Annotated in this window: 21 protein-coding genes; 14 read left to right on the forward strand and 7 right to left on the reverse strand. The window is 70.6% G+C overall.

Annotation, left to right across the window (positions count from 1 at the left end; genetic code table 11):
• Positions 1–63 precede the first annotated feature (63 nt).
• The gene (locus tag AB0I59_RS04810; RefSeq protein WP_358130108.1) at positions 64–1341 is read right to left on the reverse strand and encodes a D-arabinono-1,4-lactone oxidase; all 1278 of its coding nucleotides are present in this window, start codon (positions 1339–1341) and stop codon (positions 64–66) included.
• Positions 1342–1513: 172 nt separating this feature from the next.
• On the reverse strand, positions 1514–2716 hold the full coding sequence (locus tag AB0I59_RS04815) for an MFS transporter (protein ID WP_061255310.1): 1203 nt from the start codon (positions 2714–2716) through the stop codon (positions 1514–1516).
• Between the two features lie 226 nt (positions 2717–2942).
• Here AB0I59_RS04815 and AB0I59_RS04820 point away from each other — a divergent pair, with 226 nt between their 5' ends.
• Positions 2943–4223, forward strand: coding sequence for a lytic transglycosylase domain-containing protein (locus AB0I59_RS04820; RefSeq protein ID WP_358130111.1), 1281 nt, complete (start codon positions 2943–2945; stop codon positions 4221–4223).
• A 44-nt stretch (positions 4224–4267) separates the two neighbouring features.
• Here the strand turns inward: AB0I59_RS04820 and AB0I59_RS04825 are convergent, their stop codons facing one another.
• Positions 4268–5266: a ferrochelatase gene (locus AB0I59_RS04825; protein WP_358130114.1), complete on the reverse strand. Its 999-nt coding sequence runs from the start codon at positions 5264–5266 to the stop codon at positions 4268–4270.
• A gap of 183 nt (positions 5267–5449) precedes the next feature.
• On the opposite strand from AB0I59_RS04825, the gene AB0I59_RS04830 reads away from it, so the two are divergent.
• Complete coding sequence (locus AB0I59_RS04830; protein WP_358130117.1) at positions 5450–7435, forward strand: S9 family peptidase; 1986 nt, start codon at positions 5450–5452, stop codon at positions 7433–7435.
• A 109-nt stretch (positions 7436–7544) separates the two neighbouring features.
• Positions 7545–8366, forward strand: coding sequence for an inositol monophosphatase family protein (locus AB0I59_RS04835; RefSeq protein ID WP_358130120.1), 822 nt, complete (start codon positions 7545–7547; stop codon positions 8364–8366).
• Positions 8367–8495: 129 nt separating this feature from the next.
• On the opposite strand, the gene AB0I59_RS04840 is transcribed toward AB0I59_RS04835, so the two are convergent.
• Positions 8496–8660 (reverse strand): hypothetical protein, encoded by a 165-nt coding sequence (locus AB0I59_RS04840; protein WP_228646690.1) that lies wholly within the window; start codon positions 8658–8660, stop codon positions 8496–8498.
• Positions 8661–8904: 244 nt separating this feature from the next.
• On the opposite strand from AB0I59_RS04840, the gene AB0I59_RS04845 reads away from it, so the two are divergent.
• From AB0I59_RS04845 to AB0I59_RS04865, 5 genes are all read left to right on the forward strand, one after another.
• Complete coding sequence (locus tag AB0I59_RS04845; RefSeq protein WP_061255497.1) at positions 8905–9558, forward strand: response regulator transcription factor; 654 nt, start codon at positions 8905–8907, stop codon at positions 9556–9558.
• Positions 9559–9767: 209 nt separating this feature from the next.
• Positions 9768–11054: a sensor histidine kinase gene (locus AB0I59_RS04850; RefSeq protein WP_435830922.1), complete on the forward strand. Its 1287-nt coding sequence runs from the start codon at positions 9768–9770 to the stop codon at positions 11052–11054.
• 257 nt (positions 11055–11311) lie between these two features.
• Positions 11312–11611, forward strand: coding sequence for a DUF4193 domain-containing protein (locus AB0I59_RS04855; RefSeq protein ID WP_030505490.1), 300 nt, complete (start codon positions 11312–11314; stop codon positions 11609–11611).
• 20 nt (positions 11612–11631) lie between these two features.
• Positions 11632–12381, forward strand: coding sequence for a hypothetical protein (locus AB0I59_RS04860; protein WP_358130128.1), 750 nt, complete (start codon positions 11632–11634; stop codon positions 12379–12381).
• Between the two features lie 402 nt (positions 12382–12783).
• Complete coding sequence (locus tag AB0I59_RS04865) at positions 12784–14160, forward strand: alpha,alpha-trehalose-phosphate synthase (UDP-forming) (protein ID WP_061255315.1); 1377 nt, start codon at positions 12784–12786, stop codon at positions 14158–14160.
• A 3-nt stretch (positions 14161–14163) separates the two neighbouring features.
• Here AB0I59_RS04865 and AB0I59_RS04870 read toward each other — a convergent pair whose 3' ends face one another.
• On the reverse strand, positions 14164–14475 hold the full coding sequence (locus tag AB0I59_RS04870; RefSeq protein WP_061255316.1) for a DUF4235 domain-containing protein: 312 nt from the start codon (positions 14473–14475) through the stop codon (positions 14164–14166).
• 69 nt (positions 14476–14544) lie between these two features.
• On the opposite strand from AB0I59_RS04870, the gene valS reads away from it, so the two are divergent.
• The 6 genes from valS (at position 14545) to AB0I59_RS04900 (ending at position 20837) form a co-directional block, all read left to right on the forward strand.
• On the forward strand, positions 14545–17115 hold the full coding sequence (gene valS / locus AB0I59_RS04875; RefSeq protein ID WP_358130132.1) for a valine--tRNA ligase: 2571 nt from the start codon (positions 14545–14547) through the stop codon (positions 17113–17115).
• A gap of 107 nt (positions 17116–17222) precedes the next feature.
• Entirely contained in the window at positions 17223–18371 is a 1149-nt protein-coding gene (locus AB0I59_RS04880; protein ID WP_061255318.1) for an AI-2E family transporter, read from the forward strand.
• A gap of 11 nt (positions 18372–18382) precedes the next feature.
• Positions 18383–18820, forward strand: coding sequence for a dUTP diphosphatase (gene dut / locus AB0I59_RS04885; RefSeq protein ID WP_061255499.1), 438 nt, complete (start codon positions 18383–18385; stop codon positions 18818–18820).
• 28 nt (positions 18821–18848) lie between these two features.
• Complete coding sequence (locus tag AB0I59_RS04890) at positions 18849–19526, forward strand: DUF3710 domain-containing protein (RefSeq protein WP_358130136.1); 678 nt, start codon at positions 18849–18851, stop codon at positions 19524–19526.
• Between the two features lie 162 nt (positions 19527–19688).
• Entirely contained in the window at positions 19689–20081 is a 393-nt protein-coding gene (locus AB0I59_RS04895) for an OB-fold nucleic acid binding domain-containing protein (RefSeq protein WP_061255319.1), read from the forward strand.
• Between the two features lie 96 nt (positions 20082–20177).
• Positions 20178–20837, forward strand: coding sequence for a DUF3159 domain-containing protein (locus AB0I59_RS04900; protein ID WP_358130139.1), 660 nt, complete (start codon positions 20178–20180; stop codon positions 20835–20837).
• 77 nt (positions 20838–20914) lie between these two features.
• Here the strand turns inward: AB0I59_RS04900 and AB0I59_RS04905 are convergent, their stop codons facing one another.
• Together AB0I59_RS04905 and AB0I59_RS04910 are read right to left on the reverse strand one after the other, a co-directional pair.
• Complete coding sequence (locus tag AB0I59_RS04905) at positions 20915–21574, reverse strand: potassium channel family protein (protein ID WP_061255321.1); 660 nt, start codon at positions 21572–21574, stop codon at positions 20915–20917.
• Positions 21574–22239, reverse strand: coding sequence for a potassium channel family protein (locus AB0I59_RS04910; protein WP_061255322.1), 666 nt, complete (start codon positions 22237–22239; stop codon positions 21574–21576). Before AB0I59_RS04910 ends, AB0I59_RS04905 begins: the two co-directional genes overlap by 1 nt.
• Position 22240 lies beyond the last annotated feature (1 nt).

Raw genomic sequence — 22240 nt, forward strand, 5'->3', positions numbered from 1 at the left:
GCCGCCGCGGCCCGGTTCCGGGGCGGCGGTGAGCGGAGTCGGGAGAGATCGGGGACGGCCCGGTCAGCCCAGGACGCCGTCCAGGTAGTCGTTGGTGAACAGGCGCCGCGGGTCGAGCTCGTCCCGCAGGGCCAGGAAGTCGGCGAACTTGGGATAGACCGTCGAGAGGTAGGCCGCGTCCCGGGTGTGCAGCTTGCCCCAGTGCGGGCGTCCCTCAAGTCTCGTCATGATCTCCTCGACGCCCTCGAAGTACGCCGGGTTCGGCGTCCGGCGGTAGACGTGGCAGGCGATATACGCACTGGGCCTCCCGTACGCCGTGGACAGCCACGCGTCAGAGGGAGGGGTCACGCGGACCTCCACCGGGAAGGTGATCTTCCAGTCCATCCGTTCGATGAGGTCACGCGTCTCGCGGAGGGCTCGGGCGAGGTGTTCGCGCGGGATCGCGTACTCCATCTCCAGGAAGCGCACCTCCCGGACCGAGTTGAAGATCTTGTACGACGTGTCCACGGACTCGGACGCGCTCAGCAGACTGGCGGAGATCCCGTTGATGCGCGGGATGGCGCGGGGGATCTTCGCGCCGGTCGCGCAGGCGGCACCGAAGATCGTGTTCTCCAGGAAGACGTTGTCCAGCCAGTGCTTGAAGGGGCCGGTGGGCCTAGCTGGGCCGGGGGACCGGTTGTTCCGCTTGGCCAGGCAGGTGTCGGTGTGCGGCAGCCAGAAGAAGTCGAGGTGCTCGTTGTCGGCGGTCAGCTCGTCCAGCGACTCCAGGATGCCGCTGAACGGCAGCGGCTCACGGCGGCTGTGGAGGAGGAACGACGGCTCCACCCGGAAGGTGACCGCGGTGAGGATGCCGAGCGCGCCGAGACCCACGCGGGCCGCGTCGAACAGCGGGCCCTCGCTCACGGTGGTGATCGTGCCGTCGGCGAGTACCAGCTCCAGCTCGATGACCTGGTCGGCGAGGCCGCCGATGTCCCGGCCGGTCCCGTGGGTACCGGTCTGGATCGCGCCCGCGATGGTCTGCGCGGTGATGTCGCCCATGTTGCCGAGGGCGAGGCCGCGCCGGTGCAGCTCGTCGTTGACCACGTGGAGCGGGGTACCGGCGGCGACCTTGGCCCAGTCGTCGCCGGTCGCGATGACGCCGGTGAGCGCGTCGGGGCGCAGCATGATGCCGTCGACCAGGGCGACGCCGGTGAAGGAGTGCCCGGTGCCCACCATGCGCACCCGGCGCCCGCTGTCCGCCGCGTCCCGTACGGCTTGCGCCACCTCGGCGGCGGACGCGGGCGTCCTGACTTCGCCCGGGGTGACTGACTGGTTCCCAGCCCAGTTGCGGAACTCGCTCATGACCATCCAAGCCCACGATTTCGGAGAATATGAACAATACTCATGAAATATGGGCCGAGGCCAGAGGTGAGACCAGGGAAAGAGGGACCGGGAACCGGCTCCCCGCGGGACCGGCCCGCGCGCACGCCGCGCACGCCGCGCACGCCCGCGGGCGTGACCCGGGCGGGCGCCGTCAGGCGGCGTCCTGGCCGGCCGTCTCGGGAGTGCGCAGCCAGGCCGACCCGGCGACCCCGACGGCGACGGCGAGCAGCGCGCAGATGAGGGGGAAACCGTAGGCGTTGGAGGCCCCGTACAGGTCGGTGAGCCGCCCCCCCGCCCAGGCGCCGATGGCCACGCCGAACCCGAGCGACGTCGAGAGCCACGACATGCCCTCGGTGAGCTGCGACGCGGGAACCAGGCGCTCGACGAGGGAGAAACCGGTGATCAGCGTGGGGGAGATCGCCAGGCCCGCGAAGAACAGCGCGACGCTCATCGTGGGGACGTTGCCCATCAGGACGAGCGGAGTCAGCCCCACGGCGAACACGCCCAGCCCGCGCACGAGCCGGCCACGCAGGGCGATCTTCCAGCGGCGTGAGCCGTACCACAGGCCGGAGATCATGCTGCCGCTCGCGACCGAGGCGAGCATCAGGCCGGCCAGGCCCTTGGAGCCCTGCTCCTCGGCGAATGCCACCGTGACGATGTCGACCGACCCGAAGACCGAACCCACGGCGAGGAACACCACCGCCAGCATCGCGACTCCCGGGATCGCGATCGGCGACCCCGAGTGCTCGCGGTGCCGTACGGCCGGCGGCTCCGTGCCGCGGAGCGCGGAGAACGCGAGGGTGCCGCCGACGGCGAGCACGACGGCGACGATGAGCCCCGCGTAGACGTTGACGCCGGTGGCCAGCGCGGTGACGAAGGCCGGACCCGCCACGAAGATCGCCTCGTCGGCCACGGACTCGAACGAGAACGCCGTGTGCAGCTTCGAGGGATCGTCGAGAACGTGCGACCACCGGGCCCGGACCATCGACCCCAGCGATGTGGCGGCGCCTCCCACGACGATGCCGGTGGCGTAAAGGGTCCAGGTGGGCAGCTTGGCGTGGGCGCACAGCATCAGCGCGACGAGCGCGACGCCGTGGAGGAAGACCAGCGGGACGAGCACCCTGGCCTGGCCGAACCGGTCCACGAGCCGGCCCGACAGCGGGGCGGCGACCGCGAAGGCCACCGACTGCACCGCGGAGACGGCGCCCGCCGTGGCGTAGGACCCGGTCAGCTCCGAGACGAGCAGGATGATGCCGATGCCGAGCATGGACATCGGGATCCGGCCGACGAATCCCGCGATGACGAAGCCCTTGACGCCAGGCGTGCCAAGCAGCCCGCGGTACGGCCCAACCATGTCGATTCCCCTCGCACCTTGTGCGTCCGGGCACCTCGATGTGATCGGATGCGGCCACGGGCTCCCCCGCCCACGGCACGCGGACGTGCACTTATCCTGTCAGACCCTGGCGTACCGCCCTGCGGTTGGCAAGTGATTTCTCGATCGGCACGCCAGAGGGTCTAACCTGAGCCAGGTGCCCCCTGTTCCGTGGTTTGCGTCACTTCGCATGGTTGTGGTGGGGCTGGTGGCTTTGCTGGCGATCGTCGGCGCCGTGGGCGGCGCGATGGTGTTCGCGGACGGCCGATCGGACGGCCCATCGGACGGCGGGGCGGACGCGAGCGCCGGCCGAGCTGATGGCAGGGCGGACGGCGGGAACGGCCGGAACGCCGCGGCGGCGGGCGGCGGGGGTGACGGGCGGACGCCGGCCCCGCGATCGGCCGGGGGAGACGGGACCGGCGGCGGCGCGCCCCTGCGCCCCGACGCCACGCTCCCGTCCAGCGCTCCGGTCACGGACACGGCCGTCCAGGTGACCCCTCCCGAGCTGATGGCGATCACGACCTCGGCGGTGTCCGACGGCGAGCTGCGGAAGCTCGCCGCTCTCAAGCGCGTACGGAAGGTCGCCGCGGCCGACGGGGGCACGATACGCATCGCGGGCAACTCACTGCAGCTCCTCGCCGTCGATCCGGCCGGTTTCCGGTCCTGGACTCCCCGGCCGGTCGCCGAGCACCCCGAGGTGTGGAGCGCGCTCAGCCGGGGCGAGCTCGTCGCTGACTCCGCGGTGGTCCGGCGGCTCGGCATGAACCTCGGCGCGGAGTACCAGGTGGACGGCGGTCCGCGGCTGCGCCTGGCGGCCTCGGCGTCCCTCGGCCTGCCCGCCGTGGACGGGCTGATCGGCGTCGATCTCGGGCGGCGGCTCGGATTCTCCCCCGGCGTGGTCGTCCTGATCCACGGGGACTCTCCGGACGCGCGCGGGGTCGGGCGCGTGCTCGGAGCGAAGGCGCACGTCCTCACCGTCCCGGCGGCCGGGACCACGGGCGGGAACTCGAAGGACACGAAGGGCGCGAAGAACGGCAAGGGCGGCGGCGACGCCACGAAGGCCGGCGACGGCGGCTCCACCAGGACGGCCGGGCACGGTCTGGTGGGACGGCCGGACAGCTACCTGGAGCTCTACCGGAAGTCGGCCGAGGTGTGCCCCGGCCTGTCATGGACCGTGCTGGCCGCCATCGGCCAGGTGGAGAGCGGGCACGGCCGCAACAACGGCCCGTCCTCCGCGGGCGCGCTCGGCCCGATGCAGTTCATGCCCGCCACCTGGAAGTCGTACGGCGTGGACGGCGACGGCGACGGCAAGGCGGACATCTGGAGCGCCTACGACGCGGTGCCGTCGGCGGCGAAATACCTCTGCGCCAACGGCGCCGCCCGCGGCGGGGAGAAGCTCAGGAAGGCCGTCTGGTTCTACAACCATTCGTGGGACTACGTGAACAAGGTCCTCGGCCTCGCCGAGGCGTACGCCCAGGCCTACCGCTGATCCGCCGGCGGCGGGCGTCGGCCCGGCGGCGGTTCAGCGGCGGTTCAGCGGGGGTGCCGTACCGGTGCCGGGCAGCAGGTCGCCGGGCACGGGGCCGGCTCCGGTTCGGCCATCAGCTCGGAGACCATCGCGACGAACCGGGGGTGGGTCCCGGCCGTGGCCGCGCGGGAGAGCGGCAGGCCGAGCCGCTCGGCGAGCGCCTTCGCCTCCACGTCGAGGTCGTAGACGACCTCCATGTGGTCGGAGACGAAGCCGATCGGCACCAGGACGACCGCTTCCGTGCCGGAGGCGTGCAGTGCCTCCAGGTGGTCGCAGACGTCGGGCTCCAGCCACGGGATGTGGGGAGGGCCGCTGCGGCTCTGCCAGACGAGGTCCCACGGCCGGTCCCCGGGGATCTCCGCCGCGACGAGCGCGGCCGCCCGGCGCAGCTCCGCCTCGTAGGCACCTCCGGCGGGCCCGGACGTCTTCGCCATCGAGATCGGGATGCTGTGCGCGGTGAACACCAGCCGCGCGCGCTCCCGGCGCGGCTCGGGCAGCCGCTCCAGGGCCTGGCGCGTGTGGTCCACCATCGCGGCGACGAAGCCCGGGTGGTCGAAGTAGTGGCGCAGTTTCACGATCTCCGGAGCGCCCGGGACCGCCGCCCGCGCCCGCGCGATGTCCTCGATGTACTGCCGGCAGCTCGAATAGGAGCTGTACGCGGAGGTGGCGAACGCCGCCGCCTTGCGCACCCCGTCGGCCGCCATCTGGCGGACCGTGTCCTCCAGGAACGGATGCCAGTTGCGGTTGCCCCAGTAGACGGGGACGTCCACGTCGAGAGCCGCGATCAGGTCACGGCACTGCCGGTTGATCGGACTGACCCCGCCGAAGCGCTGGTAGTGCGCCTCCACCTCGAGCAGCCGCTCGCGCGGCACCCCGCGCCCGCGTACGACGTTCTCCAGGAACGGCATGACGTCGTCGGGCTTCTCCGGACCGCCGAAGGACACCACGAGCAGCGCGTCGTAACGCGGAGCCGCACGCCCGCCCTCATGTGTCAGATTGCCCATCGCTCCCCGCCCGATCACGCTCGCCGTCCCGGCCTCGCCGCCGATCCGGTCTCACAGCCTATTCGGCGCGTACGCCGGTCCGGTGGGGAGACCTGCCAGGCGTCCGGCGTCCGGGTGGGGGATAAGTACGTTGGTGGCGCCGGAAGATCGAGGTAGGTTCGATCGGTGAGCCATTTCCGGGACATGAGTGAATACGTCGCCGTGCCGCGCGTGCAGTCGCTGCGGCTCTCCCCGGACGGGACCCGGTTGGTGTCCGTGGTCCAGTCCCTCAATCCCGACGGGAAATCGTACGGCACCGCGCTCTGGGAGATCCCCCTGGATCCCGAGGGCCGCCCGCACCGGCTGACCCGGTCGGCCAAGGGCGAAGCGGGCGCGGAGTTCACCACCGAAGGCGAGGTGCTGTTCGTCTCCAGGAGACCCGACGAGACGGTCAAGGACGAGGCGGAGGAAGTCCCCGCGCTCTGGCTGCTGCCCGAGAGAGGCGAGCCGAGGCGGATCGCGGACCGGCCCGGGGGCGTCACCGGCGTCAGGGCGGCCGGCGGCACGATCGTGTACACCGCCGAGGTGCTGCCGGGCGACGCCGCCACCGAGGCGGACCGGCGCAAGGCGCGCAAGGAGGCAGGGGTCAGCGCCATCCTGCACGAGGGGTACCCCATCCGCTACTGGGACCACGACCTCGGTCCCGCGCAGTCCCGGCTCTTCGCGGCGCGCGCCGGAGCCGACCCCGACCGGCTCGACGGGCACGATCTGACGCCCGACCCCGGCCGGGCGCTCGACCTGGCGTCGTTCGCGGTGACGCCCGACGGCGCCACGGTCATCACCACCTGGTACGTGCCGCTCCCGAGCGGCAAGGTGCGCTCCGAACTCGTCGCCATCGACCTGGACCCGGCCGCGGGCGAGGCGCTGGGTCGCAGGGTGTTGGCCACCTCCGAGGACCACGACTTCGGCGGGCCGGTCGCGGTCTCGCCCGACGGCCGGTTCGTCGCCTGCACACGGGAGCGGCACGCGACAGAGGAGCTCTCCAGCGCGTACGGGCTGTGGGTCGTCGACCTGTCCACCGGCGAGGGCCGGGCGCTCGGCGGCGAGCTCTTCCCGGTGGACGTCGCCTGGGCACCCTCGTCTGACGCGGTCTTCATCGCCGCAGACCACCAGGGCCGCCGCCCGATCTTCCGCGTGCCGGTGACCGGCGCGGAGGACGGCGAGCCGGTGCGGATCACCCCCGACGACGGCGCCTATCTGGAGTTGTGCCCGGCGGCCGACGGGTCGATCTACGCGCTGAGGAGCGCCGTGGACGCGCCGCCCGTCCCGGTGCGCGTCGCCCCCGGCGGGGCCGTGACCACGCTGCCGTCACCGGTTCCCGCGCTGGACCTGCCCGGCACGCTGACCGAGGTCAGCGCCGTCGCCGACGACGGTACGGAGATCCGCGGCTGGCTGGTCCTGCCCGCCGGGGCGACGGCGGAGAACCCCGCCCCGTTCCTCCTGTGGATCCACGGCGGCCCGGTGTCGAGCTGGAACGACTGGTCCTGGCGCTGGAACCCGTGGATCATGGCCGAGCACGGCTACGCCGTCCTGCTGCCGGACCCGTGCCTGTCCACCGGCTACGGCCAGGCGATGATCGACCGCGGGTGGGGCGAGTGGGGTCCCGTCACCCATGCCGACCTCATGGCGATCACCGACGAGTGCCTCAAGCTGCCCGAGATCGACGACCAGCGGATCGCGGCGATGGGCGGCTCGTTCGGCGGCTACATGGCCAACTGGGTCGCCGGGCACACCGACCGGTTCAGCGCGATCGTCACCCACGCGTCCCTGTGGAACCTGGAGCAGTTCGCCGGCACGACGGACGCCTCGATGTACTGGGAGCGCGAGTTCGGCCGGCCGGGCAGCGAGCGGTACGCGCGGCTGTCGCCGCACAACTGGCTCGGCGAGATCTCGACGCCGATGCTGGTGATCCACGGCGACAGGGACTACCGCGTCCCGATCGGCGAGGGGCTGCGGCTCTGGTGGGACCTGCAGCGGTCCGGCGTCGAGTCCAAGTTCCTGTACTTCCCCGACGAGAACCACTGGGTGCTCAAGCCGGGGAACGCCGTCGCCTGGTACCAGACCGTGCTGGCCTTCCTCGCCCAGCACGTCCTCGGAGAGGAGTGGACCCACCCGGCCGCTCTCGCCTGATCGGCCGGCCCCGCGGTCTGGGAAGATGCCTCAGGTGACCTCACGGGTCACGAAATTTCAGGACATCGTGTGATCAGACCGAGCAGGGGGGCGGGTCAGGATGGACGAGGTGCGGGTTTCACCCGACCGGGCGGAGTTGCTGGCGCTGGCGGTGAGCATCGCCGATGAGGCGGGAAGGATGCTCGTCGCCAAGCGCCCGGCCCGGCCGGAGGTGGTCGAGACCAAGTCCAGCCCCACCGACGTCGTCACCGCGCTTGACCGCGCCGCCGAGGAGCTCATCCGCGCCCGCATCGCCGCGGCCAGGCCGTACGACGCGGTCCTGGGCGAGGAAGGCGGCGACACGCCCGGCACCGGCGGCGCCCGCTGGGTCGTCGACCCGATCGACGGCACCGTCAACTTCCTGTACGGCCTGCCCGACTGGGCGGTGAGCATCGGCGTCGAGGTGGACGGCGAGATCGTCGCGGGCGCGGTCAGCGTCCCGCAGCGCGGCGAGCTCTACTCCGCGGCCAGGGGCGAGGGCGCCTGGCTGGGAGGAGAGCGGCTGCGCTGCAACACCGGCGTCGCGCTGGACCGGGCGCTGGTCGCGACCGGATTCGGCTACGACTCCGGCCGTCGCGCCGTCCAGGCCGAGGTGCTGGCGCACGTGCTGCCCCGGGTGCGCGACATCCGCAGGGGCGGTTCCTGCGCCGTCGACCTGTGCTCGGTCGCCGCGGGGCGGGTGGACGCCTACTACGAGCGCGGCACCAACTACTGGGACCACGCCGCCGCCGGGCTGATCGCCACCGAGGCCGGCGCGCGGATCGGCGGGCTGCGCGGCAGGCCGCACGGCACGGACATGGTGGTGTGCGCGGCTCCCGGACTGTTCGACCGGCTGCACGACCTGCTCGTGCCGCTCGACCCCGAACGCGACGCCCCCGCCGTCCACGAGTGATCCGTACCCGGTGAACCGCAGACGGTGGACGGTCCGGACCGGAGCGGAGCGGATCCCGGACACGGGAACCGGCCCTGAACACGACGCGGGGACCCACCGAGACGGTGGGTCCCCGCGTCGTTGAGGGTGCTATCGCTCGATCGCGACGCCGTGATCGTCGGCCAGCCTGCGCAGGTCCTCGATCTCGGCGGTGAGGGTGTCGGCGAGGAAGTCGTCCCCGTTCGACGTGGCTTCCTGGAGGCCCTTGTAGGCCTGGTTGAGCCGGGTTTCGATCGTGGTCGTGAACTCGCCCATACTCACCTTCTTTCTCAGGGGGCGAAAAGGTGCCAGTTGACCCCGTCACCGGATCCTGGGGAGAGCATGACCCTTCCCCGGCACACGACAGAGGGGTGTAGACCTGCCTGTACCCACACGTTAGGAACTTTCAAACCATTCAATTCCTGTGCTCTACGTCACGTAGAGCTGGGGAACCGCTTACCGTCGACTTACGTCCGACAGGGCCAGAATGGAGGCCTGCGACCTTCTGAGGAGGACCTGGATGCGCGTGCTTGTGGTGGAGGACGAACGCGTCATGGCCGACGCGATCGCCACCGGACTCCGCCGCGAGGCGATGGCCGTCGACGTGGCGTACGACGGCGCCGCCGCCTTGGAGAAGACCAGCTACATCGACTACGACGTGATCGTGCTCGACCGCGACCTGCCCAAGGTCCACGGAGACGAGGTCGCCCGCCGCCTGGTGGCCGAGCGGTCCGCTTCCAGGATCATCATGCTGACCGCCTCGGGCGAGGTCGACGACAAGGTCGAGGGCCTGGAACTGGGCGCCGACGACTACCTCGCCAAGCCGTTCGTGTTCATGGAACTGGTCGCGCGCGTGCGCGCGCTCGGCCGCCGCTCCGCTCCCGCGCTGCCGCCCGTGCTGGAACGCGCGGGCGTACGGCTGGACCCGGGCAAGCGCCTGGTGACCAGGGACGGCAAGGAGGTCGCCCTCACCAAGAAGGAGTTCGCCGTCCTGGAGGAGCTGATGCGCGCCGAGGGCGCCGTCGTCAGCCAGGAGGATCTGCTGGACAAGGCGTGGGACGAGCACATCGACCCGTTCACCAACGTGGTGCGCGTGACGATGATGACGCTGCGCAAGAAGCTGGGTGAGCCTCAGATCATCGAGACCGTCCCCGGAGTTGGGTACCGACTGTGACCGAGCCGTACGAGCCCGCGAAGAACGACGCGGACGTTCCCAGGGAGCCCTCCGCGGGCTCGGACGGCACCGCCGGAGGGCCCGCCGCCCGGGGCCCGCAGGGGAACCAGGGTGACCATGGTGACCAGAGTGGCCTGAGCGGACAGACGGCGCGGGGCCACCAGGGCCCGCCGGCTCCGCGTGGTCGCCTCGGGCGGATGACGTCGGCGATGGGGACGGGGCCGTACCGCGCCCAGGTCCCCCCGCCGCCGAGCGGCCCGCCGGTCTGGGACGGCCCGCCGCCGCTGGAGGCCAACCCGGTCGAGCAGCAGGGACTGATAGACCGGATACGGGCGCTGCCCCGCCGGATGAGCATCCGGTGGCGGCTGACCCTGACCTACGGCGCGCTGTTCTTCGCCGCGGGCGCGGTGCTGATGTTCGTGATGTACCTCATGGTGGGCTGGGCCATCCAGGCCAACTGGCCGCCCCTGACCGCCGGGCGCACCCAGGAAGAGGCCGTCTATTTCCAGACCCTCTGGGACTCCCTCAAGTACCAGGCGATCGAGGGCGCGCGCAGGGGCCTGCTGATCAGGTCGCTGGAGGCGCTGGTCGGGGTGGGGATCCTCGCGCTGATCCTCGGATACTTCGTCGCCGACCGGGCGCTTCGGCCGGTCAAGCAGATGACCTCGACGGCCAGGAAGCTCTCGGGGACCTCCCTCGCCCACGAGCGGATCGACCTCCAGGGCCCCGACGACGAGCTCAAGGAGCTGGCGGACACCTTCGACGAGATGCTCACCCGGCTCAACACCGCCTTCGACGCGCAGCGCCGGTTCGTCGACAACGCCTCCCACGAGCTGCGCACCCCGCTCGCGATCAACCGGACGGTCCTGGAGGTCGCGCTGTCCGACCCGGAGGCGTCCGAGGACCTCAGGGTGCTGGGCCGTACCCTCCTCGGCACGAACGCCCGCAACGAGCGCCTCATCGAGGGACTCCTCCTGCTGGCCAGGAGCGAGCGCGAGCTGACCGTGCGCAAGCCGGTGGACGTCCAGGAGGTCGCCACGACCGCCGTGGAGCAGCTCGCCCCCTTCGCCGCCGAGCACGACGTCACGGTCGAGCACGATCTCCATTCCGCGCCCGTCACGGGTGATCCCGTCCTGCTCGAACGCTGCGTCTCCAACCTCATCGAGAACGGCATCAAGCACAATTCCGGCCCGTCTGGAAAAGTCTGGGTACGGACGGGAATGGTGGACGGGGGTGCCGTTGTTCAGGTCGCCAACACGGGGCAACATGTCCCCGCGTACGAAGTGGACTCCATCTTCGAACCGTTCCGCAGGCTGAACGCCGACCGGGTGGAGTCCGCCAAGGGCGCGGGACTCGGCCTGTCCATCGTGCGGGCGATCGTCCGCGCGCACGGCGGGACCGTGACCGCCGTCCCCAGGGACGGAGGCGGTCTCGTGGTGACGGTGCGTCTCGCGGGGCTCGGCGTCCCGGCCGGGACGACACTGTCGGCGCGCTGATACAGCGACCGCCCCGCACATGTGGTTGGATGTGCCGTCGAACGCGGTGGGTCATACCCGCAATACTCTGGTTTTCGCCATATTTGGCTAACTGGAGCCTTGCGCGGCATCCCCTCGCGTGCCGGGAGGTTCAGTGTTCCGCGAACCGGGGTACCGATTGCAAAATCTCCCGGGCGAAACGGGCACAAGAACGGCCTTCCAAGCGTTAAAGACGCGCGACCAGCGCGACAGCTAGATGAGGGGGATGGAGTACGCACATGGCTACCGACTACGACAGCCCGCGCAAGACCGACGACGACCTGAACGAGGACAGCCTTCAGGAACTCCAGGCACGGCGTAGCGACAAGTCGTCGGGCAGCATCGACATCGACGAGACGGACCTTGCCGAGTCGCTGGAGCTGCCGGGGGCGGACCTGTCCAACGAGGAGCTCTCGCTCCGCGTGATCCCGCGCCAGGCCGACGAGTTCACCTGCTCGCGTTGCTTCCTGGTGCATCACCGCAGTCAGCTGGCCTCTGAGAAGAACGGTCAGCAGGTCTGCCGCGAGTGCGCCGCCTAGGAGACGCTAGGAGTAGTCCGTTGGCTTCGGAAGCGGATCGATCACAAGACGAGGTCGCCGAGCTGGTCGGCAAGCTCGTGACCCCTGAGGAAACGGACGGGGCCGAGCGGCGCCGCCTGCTCGGCCGCCTCAGCAGGGTGCTCGTCGACTCCGCGAAGAAGGCGAAGGTCGCCGGCCCCGAGCGTGGCCGCTGGCTCGCCGATGTCTTCATGAACATCGCGCCGCGTCTCCCGATCAGAGACGCCGCGACGCTTCAGCGGCATCACTACGGGCTGACCGGCGAGCAACTCGCCGACGACCTGGTCCGCACGGCCGCGAAGGGCACGATGGCCGTCGGCGCCGTCGGCGGTGCCCTGGCCGCGGCCCAGTTCGCCGCTCCGCCGCTGCTGCTCTCCGCTCCCGCCCAGCTGGTCGCGGAGACGCTCGTCGTCGCGGCCATCGAGGTCAAGCTTCTCGCCGAGCTGCACGAGGTGTACGGCGTGCAGGTTCCCGGCAACGGCACCCAGCGTGCCACCGCGTTCGCGGTGGCCTGGGCCAGGCAGCGCGGAGTCAACCCGCTGGCCCCGGGCTCGGCCACGCTCGCGATCGGCGCCGCGGCGAAGACCGCGCTGCGCAACCGCCTGATGAGAACGCTCGGGCGGCATTTCACCACCCTCGGCCCCTTCTTCACGGGAGCCGTCGCGGGTGGCACGTTCAACCGCGTCGCCACCAGGAAACTCGCCCAGGCCGTACGCGCCGACCTCAGGACGCGCGCTCTTCCCCCCGCGTGACGTCACGTCGCGGCGGATGACACGGCGTCGGACCCATGTGATCGTCGCGGTCTCCGTGCGTTCCCCCAGGCCCCTTTCCGGGCGATCTCCGTACGTTCCCCCCGGCTTTCCACGCCGTCTCCGTGTGTTCTCCCCGGCACTTCTCGCGTGATCTTGTGTGATCTTCGTCTCTCTCGCGCCGGACGGCGATCCGGCCGAACGCGCTGTGCGTGATCGAACGATACGGAAATGTAGCCGATTGGTCTAAACCTCTTGGTGACCACCCGTGACCTGGCGAGATCATTCTCACACCCACTCAAATGAATTGTGCACTTCATGGCGGGTATGGGCGGTATGACTGGCCTTTCGTATGGTTGTCCTACGGGGGCGTGACGTAGTGGGGACGATCTCCGGAGGGGCTCAATGGATGGCACCAGCTCGTTTTTGATCGTCGCGAACCGATTGCCCGTCGACCGTGTCGGCGAGACCGAATGGCGGCGCAGCCCCGGGGGCCTGGTGACGGCGATCGCGCCGGTCATGCAGCGGCGCGACGGAGCGTGGCTCGGGTGGACCGGCGCCGCGGGCGAGGAACTCAAGCCGTTCGACAACGACGGGATGCATCTCATCCCCGTGCCGCTTTCCGCCCTTGAGGTGGAGCTCTACTACGAGGGCTTCTCCAACGCGACCCTCTGGCCCCTCTATCACGACGTCGTCGCGACGCCCGTCTACTCGCGTGTGCTGTGGGACGCCTACCGAGCCGTCAACGACCGGTTCGCCCGGGCCGCCGCCGACGCAGCCGCCCCCGGCGCCGTCGTCTGGGTGCAGGACTACCAGCTCCAGCTCGTCCCGGCGATGCTGCGCAAGCTCCGTCCCGACCTGCGGATCGGCTTCTTCCTGCACATCCCGTTCCCCCCGGCCGAGCTGTTCTGGCAGCTTCCGTGGCGCAAGGAGCTCCTGGAGGGCCTGCTCGGCGCCGACCTGGTCGGATTCCAGCGCCCCGGAGGTGCCTCCAACTTCATCCGGCTCTGCCGCCGCCTGCTCGGCCTGCAGAACCACAGGAACGAGGTCCAGGTGGACGGTCGTACCGTCCGGGCCGAGGCGTTCCCGATCTCCGTCGACTTCGGCGAGCTGGACCAACTCGTCCGCGAGCCGCACGTCCTCGCCCGGGCCAAGGAGATCCGCGCCGAGCTCGGCGACCCCGAGCACGTCCTGCTCGGCGTCGACCGGCTCGACTACACCAAGGGGATCGGCCAGCGGCTCAAGGCGTTCGGCGAACTGCTCGCCGACGGCGCGATCCAGCCGGGGGAGGCGGCGTTCGTGCAGGTCGCCACCCCCACGAGGGAACGGGTGGCCGAGTACATCCGGCTGCGGGGCGACATCGAGCTCAGGGTCGGCCGGATCAACGGCGAGTACGGGATGCTGGGCCGCCAGCCGATCAGCTACCTGCACCAGTCGTACGACAAGAACGAGCTGGCCGCCCTCTACCGCGCGGCCGACGTGATGGTGGTCACCCCGCTGCGCGACGGCATGAACCTGGTGGCCAAGGAGTACGTCTCCTGCCGTTACGACCTGCGGGGGGCACTCGTGCTCAGCGAGTTCGCCGGGGCCGCCGACGAGCTGCGCCAGGCCTACCTGGTCAATCCGTACGACATAGACGGGATGAAGCGGGCCATGCTCACCGCGATGCGCGCGACGCCGCACGAGCTGGCCCGGAGGATGCGCTCGCTGCGGCGCCGGGTCGCCACCCACGACGTCGACAAGTGGGCGAGTGACTTCCTCACCGCGCTCGAGGCCGGTTGACGGTCAGAGCTTGGTCTCGGCGTCGGACTTCCACGAGTGCCACTTCTTGGCCGCCGCGCGGACCGCGACGATGCGGGCCACCTCCATGCCGAGGCCCATCACCACGGCGTACGCGATCGCCTCGCCGAGGCTGATGTCGAGCGAGTCCGCGCTGGCAGGGGGCTTCTTTCCCGTCGTCTTCTGCCACGCGAACGACAGCACCTTGCGCGAGGCGAAGCCCACGCCGATGCCTACCAGGCCGCCGACGATCCGCCAGGTCATATCGGGTTTGTCCACCGCGCCTGATTCGTGGCCGGCGTGCGTGATTTCCGCCATGATTCCTCCTCGGTAACGACCCTAGTCTCTCCGCACGGTAGAGCCGCCGACGCCATACCATTAGGTGGCATGACCGAACAGCGACCGCGCACCGCCGCCATGCCCGAGAAGCCCACTCTGGATGGACTCGAGGCGGTATGGGTAGCACGCTGGGAGGCGGACGGCACCTACCGCTTCGATCGGTCCCGCACCCGCGACGAGGTCTACTCGATCGACACGCCGCCGCCCACGGTCTCCGGCTCGCTCCACGTCGGACACGTCTTCTCCTACACCCACACCGACACCGTCGCCCGTTACCAGCGGATGCGCGGGCGCGAGGTCTTCTACCCCATGGGCTGGGACGACAACGGCCTGCCCACCGAGCGCCGCGTGCAGAACCACTTCGGTGTCCGCTGCGACCCCTCGCTGCCGTACGACCCCGACTTCGAGCCGCCGGCGAACGCCAAGGGCCAGGTCCCGGTGTCCAGGAAGAACTTCATCGAGCTGTGCGAGCGGCTCACCGCCGAGGACGAGAAGGCCTTCGAGGAGCTGTGGCGCCGCCTCGGCCTGTCCGTCGACTGGACGATGACCTACGCCACGATCGGCGAGCACGCGCGGGTCGCGTCCCAGCGGGCCTTCCTGCGCAACCTCGCGCGCGGCGAGGCGTACCTGTCCGAGGCGCCGACGCTGTGGGACGTGACGTTCCGCACGGCCGTCGCCCAGGCCGAGTTGGAGGATCGGGAGTGGCCCGGAGCCTTCCACCGCATCGGGTTCGAGCTGTCCCCGGAGCAGCGCGAGCAGGGCTTCGGCGACCGCGTGTGGATCGAGACGACCCGGCCCGAGCTGATCCCGGCCTGTGTCGCCCTGGTGGCCCACCCCGACGACGAGCGGTACCGCCCGCTGTTCGGCACGACCGTGCGCACGCCGATCTTCGGGGTCGAGGTGCCGGTCCTCAGCCACCACCTCGCCGAGCCGGACAAGGGCTCGGGCATCGCCATGATCTGCACCTTCGGCGACGTCACCGACGTCACCTGGTGGCGTGAGCTGGACCTGCCGACGCGGCCGGTGATCGGCTGGGACGGCCGCCTGCTGAACGACCCGCCGGAGGCCGTGCCCGCCGAGCCGTACAAGGAGCTGGCCGGGAAGAGCGTGCACGGCGCCCGCGAGCGGATCGTGGAGATGCTGGCCGAGGCCGGCGACCTCGACGGCGACCCGCGCAAGATCCAGCGCCCGGTGAAGTTCTACGAGAAGGGCGACCGGCCGCTGGAGATCGTCACCACCCGCCAGTGGTACATCCGCAACGGCGGCCGTGACGTTGAGTTGCGCCTCGCCCTGCTCGACCGGGGCACCGAGCTGCGCTGGCACCCGCCCCACATGCGGGTCAGGTACGACAACTGGGTCGAGGGCCTGGCCGGCGACTGGCTGATCTCCCGGCAGCGGTTCTTCGGCGTGCCGGTCCCCGTCTGGTACCCGCTGGACGGCGACGGCCTGCCCGTCTACGAGGCGCCGATCCCGGCCGAGGAGTCGTCCCTGCCCGTGGACCCGTCCAGCGACGTGCCCCCCGGGTTCACCGAGGACATGCGCGGCAAGCCGCTCGGCTTCGTCGGCGATCCTGACGTGATGGACACCTGGGCGACGTCGTCGCTCTCGCCGCAGATCGCGGCCGGCTGGGAGCGCGACGACGACCTGTTCCGCCGGGTCTTCCCGATGGACCTGCGCCCGCAGGCCCACGAGATCATCCGGACCTGGCTGTTCTCCACGGTCGTCCGGGCGCACCTGGAGCACGGCGGCCTGCCCTGGAAGCACGCCGCGATCTCCGGCTGGATCCTCGACCCCGACCGCAAGAAGATGTCCAAGTCCAAGGGCAACGTGGTCACCCCTCTGGGCCTGCTCGAGCAGTACGGCTCCGACGCGGTGCGCTACTGGGCGGCGAACGGGCGCCCCGGTACGGACACGGCGTTCGACACCGGGCAGATCAAGATCGGCCGGAGGCTGGCCATCAAGATCCTGAACGCCTCCCGGTTCGTGCTCGGCTTCGGAGAGGCGCCCGCCGGGGAGCGGCGGGTCACCGAGCCGCTCGACCTGTCGATGCTGGCCGCGCTCCGCACGGTCGTGACGGAGGCCACCGAGGCGTTCGAGGAGTACGACTACACCCGGGCGCTGGAGCGCACCGAGCGCTTCTTCTGGGAGCTGTGCGACGACTACCTGGAGCTGGTCAAGGCACGGGCCTACGACGGGAACGCCTCGGCCGTCACGGCGCTGCGCCAGGCGCTCGACGTGCTCCTGCGGCTCTTCGCGCCCTTCCTGCCGTTCGTGACCGAGGAGGTCTGGTCCTGGTGGCGCGCCGGTTCGGTGCACCGCGCCGCCTGGCCGTCCGCTGCCGATCTCCAGGCCGACCCCGGCGCCGAGCCCGGCCGCGGGGTCCACGGCGACCCCGCGGTGCTCGGCGCGGTGGCCGAGGTGCTGCGCCAGGTGCGCAAGGCCAAGTCCGAGGCCAGGCTGTCCATGCGGGCCGAGATCTCTCGCCTCTCCGTCTCCGGTCCCCACGCCGCGCTCGTACGGCAGGCGCAGGACGACCTGTGCGCGGCGGGTAACGTCGAGGAGTTCGTCCTCGACCCGGCTGGGCCGGATTCCACGGTGTCCGTCACACTCGCCGAGTGACGCCGGTCACGCGTTCATCGCCGGATGAATAATCGGGTGCGCGCATTGGGGGGCGACATGTCAGGCTGGACGTTGTGATCCCGGAAAAGGAACGTCGAACGCTTCATGTGCCCCCCACGTTGCTCACGCTCGCCGTGTGGGGCGCCTGTCTGATCGTCCTCGGCGTGGTGATCTACTTCTTCTGGCAGATCATCGGTCGCGTCGGCATCGTGGCGCTGCCGGTGGCGGTGGCGTTCCTGCTGACCGCGCTGCTGTATCCGGTGACCGGCCGCCTGCGCAGACGGATGCGGCCGATCTACGCCACCTGGCTCACCGTCCTGCTCTTCTTCGCGGTCATCGCCGGCATCGGCTTCCTCATCGGCATCAGGGCCAACGCGGAGGCGCCCCGGCTCGTCGACCAGATCGACAAGACCTCGCGCGAGGTGCAGGCCTGGCTGATCAACGGGCCCTTCCATTTGAAGGAGTCCCAGATCACCGGCGTCATCGACGAGCTGACGAAACAGCTCGTCGAACGGCGCGGGCAGATCACGGGCACGGTCATCACCGGGGCGGCGGCGGTGGTCGAGGTGCTCGCCGGCATCGTGCTGCTGCTCTTCGTCACGTTCTTCTTCCTCAAGGACGGCGACCGCATCTGGAACTGGTTCCTGCGCGCGTTCGGCGGGGCGGCGCCGCACGTCGACCGGGCGGGCCGGTCCGCCTGGCGGACCCTCTCGCACTATGTCCAGGGCACCGTCGCCATCTCCGCGATCCACGGTGTGGTGATCGGCGCGACCCTCGCCGTGCTGCGGGTGCCGCTGTGGGCGCCACTCGCGGTGCTGGTGTTCATCGCGAGTTTCATCCCGATCGTCGGCATCCTCTTCGCGGGGACGGTCGCGACCCTCGTGACGTTCGGATCCCAGGGCTGGGTGCCCGCGGCGATCTTCGTAGGCGTCCTCATCGTCGAGCAACAGCTGGAGAACCACGTCCTGCAGCCGCTCATCGTCGGCCGGGCGGTGGACTTCCACCCGTTGGCGATCATCCTCGTGCTGGGCGTGGGCGGTGTGATCGCGGGGATCGCGGGGGCGGCGGTGGCGGTCCCGGTGGCCGCGGTCATCTACCGCGTGTTGCAGGAACTGCTGCGCCGTGAACCGCCACCTCCCGTCGGGGAGCCTCCGCAGTCGCCGCCCCTGCATCCTCAGGGAGCGGAGCCGCCGGAACGCTCCACACCGAAGCCATCCGGGTCCGTGGAGGCGGTATCTCCCCAGCGCAACGGGTAGTGTCTTGGCTCATGAATGTTGAGGTGCTGATCCACCGTCTCGACACAGGGCTCCCGCTGCCCGGCTACGCGCATCCCGGTGACGCCGGGGCCGATCTGTACGCCGCGACGGACGTCGAGTTGCTGCCGGGGGAGCGGGCCGTGGTCGGCACCGGGGTGGCCATCGCCCTTCCCGACGGGTACGCCGCGTTCGTGCACCCCCGGTCGGGGCTCGCCTCCAAGTTCGGCGTCACCCTGGTGAACGCGCCGGGAACGGTCGACGCCGGCTACCGCGGCGAGATCAAGGTGACCCTCCTCAACACCGACACCAAGGAGACCGCGTCGCTCAGACGCGGCGACCGCATCGCCCAGTTGGTCATCCAGCGGGTGGAGAAGGCGTCCTTCTACGAGGTGGACCGGCTGCCCGGCTCGGTACGCGGCGCGAACGGGTTCGGCTCCACCGGTCGATGATCACAGGCGAGCACAGGTCATAAGGAGTGTGAACGACGTGTTCGGACGCCGTCGACGCGCGGATGAGGAGACGGCGCAGGCCGTACCCGAGAGGGAGCCCGCCGCTCCCGCGCGCGAATCAGGTCCGTGGGACGCAGAAGAGGCACATCCGGAGAGCGAGCGGGTCGACCTGGGAGGTCTGCTCCTGCCCGTCGGTCCCGGTTTCGAGATCCAGCTCACCATGTCCGGTGACAGCATCGTGGGTGCCGTCGTGCTCGTGGAGGAGAGCGCCCTGCAGGTGCAGGCGTTCGCCGCGCCGAAGCGCAGCGGCATCTGGGACGAGGTCCGTGCCGAGCTGTCCCGGGAGGTGGCCGCCCTGGGCGGCACCGCCGAGGAGCGGGAGGGCCCGTTCGGGCCGGAGCTGGCCGCGAAGGTCCCGGCGCAGGGCCAGGGCACGCAGCCGGTCCGCTACATCGGGGTGGACGGGCCGCGCTGGCTCCTGCGGGCCGCTCTCAGTGGCCGCGCCGCACTCGATCCGGCCGCGGCCGAGACCCTCGAAGGAGTCGTGCGCGACATCGTCGTCGTCCGTGGCGACGAGCCGATGGCTCCGCGCGAGCCCATCCAGCTGCGCCTGCCCGCCGAGGCCAGGCAGGCGATGGAGCAGGAGCCCGAGCACGAGGAGTTCAAGCCGTTCGAGCGAGGCCCGGAGATCTCCGAGATCCGGTGAAACCCGGCATGCGCTTCGCCGCGTTCCATCGCCTACGCTTGGAAAGCATGAACACGGAGCGAGCTTGGTGAGCACGCGCAGTGGCCGGCGACACGCCTCCCGAGAGAGCGTCGCCGGCGGCGAAGCGGCCCGCACGGCCCGCGAGGAGACGGTGAGCGATCGATGAGCACGGCGGAGCCGGTGAAGAAGGGCCGTCTGCGCGGCTTCTTCCAGCGGCTGACGAGCAGCCAGGCCGAGTTGGAGGCCGAAGAACTCCGCGAGGACCTGGGCAGGCACGGCGCCACGCCCATCGCCTCCTGCGGGGAGCGGCAACGCTCCTGCGTCGCCGGTACACTACGGACCGTCACACTTCGGCCACGGGGCGGAGCCCCCGCGCTGGAGGCGGAGCTGTACGACGGCTCCGACGTGATCGACCTGGTCTGGCTCGGCCGCCGAAAGATCGCCGGCATCGAGCCGGGCCGTGTGGTCCGTGCCGAGGGCCTGGTCAGCGTCCAGGACGGCCGGAAGGTCATGTTCAACCCACGTTACGAGCTTCGCCCCGCCGGTGGGCAGTGATCGTCGGGGAGCGCGCGTGAGCGCGTTCGCCGAGCGGATCGACGCGAGCGACGCGCCATGCGACCGGCCCCGCCGGTCGCGACGCGAGGAGGAATCATGAGTGCAGCGGACGTAACGGCGACGCACGCCGCACATGACACCGTCGAGGCCGCCCTCAGGGCCCAGCTGAGTAAGGCGCTGGGCGGCAAGAGGGGCATCATCGAGGCCGCGGTGCCCACGATCGCCTTCACCGCCATGTGGGTGGGCACGAGCGAGCTCAAGCCCTCGCTGATCGTCAGCATCGCCACCGCGGTCGTCCTGCTGCTGGTGCGGCTCGTGCAACGCAGCACGCCGCAGTTCGTGATCAACAGCCTGATCGGCATCGCCATCGGCGCGTTCTTCGCCACCCGCAGCGGCGACGCCAAGGACTACTTCCTGCCGGGCATCCTCTACAACGCCGTGTACGCCGCGGCCATGCTGCTGTCGATCGTGACCCGATGGCCGGTCCTGGGCTTCCTGATCGGCTCGGTGACGGGTGATCCGACGGCCTGGCACAAGGATCCGGGTCTGGTCCGGCTCTGCTCCAAGCTCACGTGGCTGTTGATGCTGCCCTGCCTGGTGCGCGTGCTGGTGCAGCTGCCGCTCTACATGTTCGACCAGGTCGTCACGCTTGGCCTCACCAAGATCGCACTGGGCTGGCCGCTCCAGGTCGCGGCGCTCGCGGCCATGGTGTGGGTGCTCGCCCGGGGCCGTACCCCGATCCAGAGCACCGGCTGAGCGGCGGTCGCCCCGCTCGGCAGGGGCGACCGGCTCTGCGGCTCAGCTGCGCGGCCCAGTTGCGGCCCAGTTGCGGCTCAGCGCCCCGACAGCAGTTCGGCGAGCTCGTGCTCCACGTCCTGGTTGGCGACGAAGAGCAGCTCGTCCCCGGCTTCCAGCGGGTCGTCGGCCGACGGCACCAGGACCCGGCCCTCGCGCAGGATCGCGACCAGCGCCGCGTCCACCGGCCACGGCACGGACCCGGCCCGCTGCCCCACCACCGGCGCGTCCTCGGCCAGGGTGAGCTCGACCAGGTTCGCCTGGCCCTGCCGGAAGGTCATCAGCCGGACGAGATCGCCCACGCTGACGGCCTCCTCGACCAGCGCCGAGAGCAGGCGCGGCGTGGAGACCGCCACGTCCACGCCCCACGACTCGTTGAACAGCCACTCGTTCTTGGGGTGGTTGATGCGGGCCACGACGCGCGGCACGCCGTACTCGGTCTTGGCCAGGAGGGAGACCACCAGGTTGACCTTGTCGTCGCCGGACGCGGCGATGACGACCTGGCAGCCGTTCAGCCCGGCCTCGTCGAGCGAGGAGATCTCGCAGGCGTCGGCGAGCAGCCACTCGGCGCGGGGAACGCTGTCGATCTTGATGGCTCGTGGATCGACGTCGATGAGAAGGACCTCGTGGCCGTTCTCCAGGAGTTCCGCGGCGATGGAGCGCCCGACGGCGCCCGCGCCCGCGATGGTGACGCGCATCAGTGCTCCTCGGAAGGTGCGCCGGACAGCACCTTGTTGATCCGGTCCATGTCGTTCTCCGCGGCGATGACGTGCAGGATGTCGCCGTCCTGGATGACGGTGTCGTCCTTGGGCACCAGGGCCTCGCCCATCCGGTTGAGGAAGGCGATCCTGCCGCCCGTCGCCTCCTCGACCTTCCGCGTCCGTGTCCCGATCCAGCCGGGGTTGAACGCCATCTCGGCGAGGATCACGGTCCCCGTGGGATCGCGCCACAGCGGTTCCGCGCCCTCCGGGAGCACCCGGCGCAGGATCTGGTCGGCGGTCCAGCGGACCGTCGCCACGGTCGGGATGCCGAGGCGCTGGTAGACCTCGGCCCGCCTGGGGTCGTAGATGCGGGCCACCACGTTGTCCACGCCGAAGGTCTCGCGTGCCACGCGGGCGGAGATGATGTTGGAGTTGTCGCCGCTGCTCACCGCGACGAAGGCGGAGGCCGTCGCCAGCCCCGCCTCCTCCAGGACATCACGGTCGAAGCCGACTCCGGTGACCCGTCGGCCGCGGAAGCCCGCGCGCAGCCTGCGGAAGGCCTGCGGGTCACGGTCGATGATCGCGACCGAGTGGCCGCTGTCCTCGAGGATGTGGGCGAGGGTCGAACCGACCCGTCCGCATCCCATGATCACGATATGCATG

Source organism: Microtetraspora glauca, assembly GCF_040656155.1.
Lineage (GTDB): Bacteria > Actinomycetota > Actinomycetes > Streptosporangiales > Streptosporangiaceae > Microtetraspora > Microtetraspora glauca.

Coding starts and splice junctions, on each gene's coding strand:
- AB0I59_RS04810 (WP_358130108.1), bottom strand. CDS start 1,341: ATGAGCGAGTTCCGCAACTGGGCTGGGAACCAGTCAGTCACCCCGGGC.
- AB0I59_RS04815 (WP_061255310.1), bottom strand. CDS start 2,716: ATGGTTGGGCCGTACCGCGGGCTGCTTGGCACGCCTGGCGTCAAGGGC.
- AB0I59_RS04825 (WP_358130114.1), bottom strand. CDS start 5,266: ATGGGCAATCTGACACATGAGGGCGGGCGTGCGGCTCCGCGTTACGAC.
- AB0I59_RS04830 (WP_358130117.1), top strand. CDS start 5,450: ATGAGTGAATACGTCGCCGTGCCGCGCGTGCAGTCGCTGCGGCTCTCC.
- AB0I59_RS04840 (WP_228646690.1), bottom strand. CDS start 8,660: ATGGGCGAGTTCACGACCACGATCGAAACCCGGCTCAACCAGGCCTAC.
- AB0I59_RS04845 (WP_061255497.1), top strand. CDS start 8,905: ATGCGCGTGCTTGTGGTGGAGGACGAACGCGTCATGGCCGACGCGATC.
- AB0I59_RS04850 (WP_435830922.1), top strand. CDS start 9,768: ATGGGGACGGGGCCGTACCGCGCCCAGGTCCCCCCGCCGCCGAGCGGC.
- AB0I59_RS04855 (WP_030505490.1), top strand. CDS start 11,312: ATGGCTACCGACTACGACAGCCCGCGCAAGACCGACGACGACCTGAAC.
- AB0I59_RS04865 (WP_061255315.1), top strand. CDS start 12,784: ATGGATGGCACCAGCTCGTTTTTGATCGTCGCGAACCGATTGCCCGTC.
- AB0I59_RS04870 (WP_061255316.1), bottom strand. CDS start 14,475: ATGGCGGAAATCACGCACGCCGGCCACGAATCAGGCGCGGTGGACAAA.
- valS (WP_358130132.1), top strand. CDS start 14,545: ATGACCGAACAGCGACCGCGCACCGCCGCCATGCCCGAGAAGCCCACT.
- dut (WP_061255499.1), top strand. CDS start 18,383: ATGAATGTTGAGGTGCTGATCCACCGTCTCGACACAGGGCTCCCGCTG.
- AB0I59_RS04895 (WP_061255319.1), top strand. CDS start 19,689: ATGAGCACGGCGGAGCCGGTGAAGAAGGGCCGTCTGCGCGGCTTCTTC.
- AB0I59_RS04900 (WP_358130139.1), top strand. CDS start 20,178: ATGAGTGCAGCGGACGTAACGGCGACGCACGCCGCACATGACACCGTC.
- AB0I59_RS04905 (WP_061255321.1), bottom strand. CDS start 21,574: ATGCGCGTCACCATCGCGGGCGCGGGCGCCGTCGGGCGCTCCATCGCC.
- AB0I59_RS04910 (WP_061255322.1), bottom strand. CDS start 22,239: ATGCATATCGTGATCATGGGATGCGGACGGGTCGGTTCGACCCTCGCC.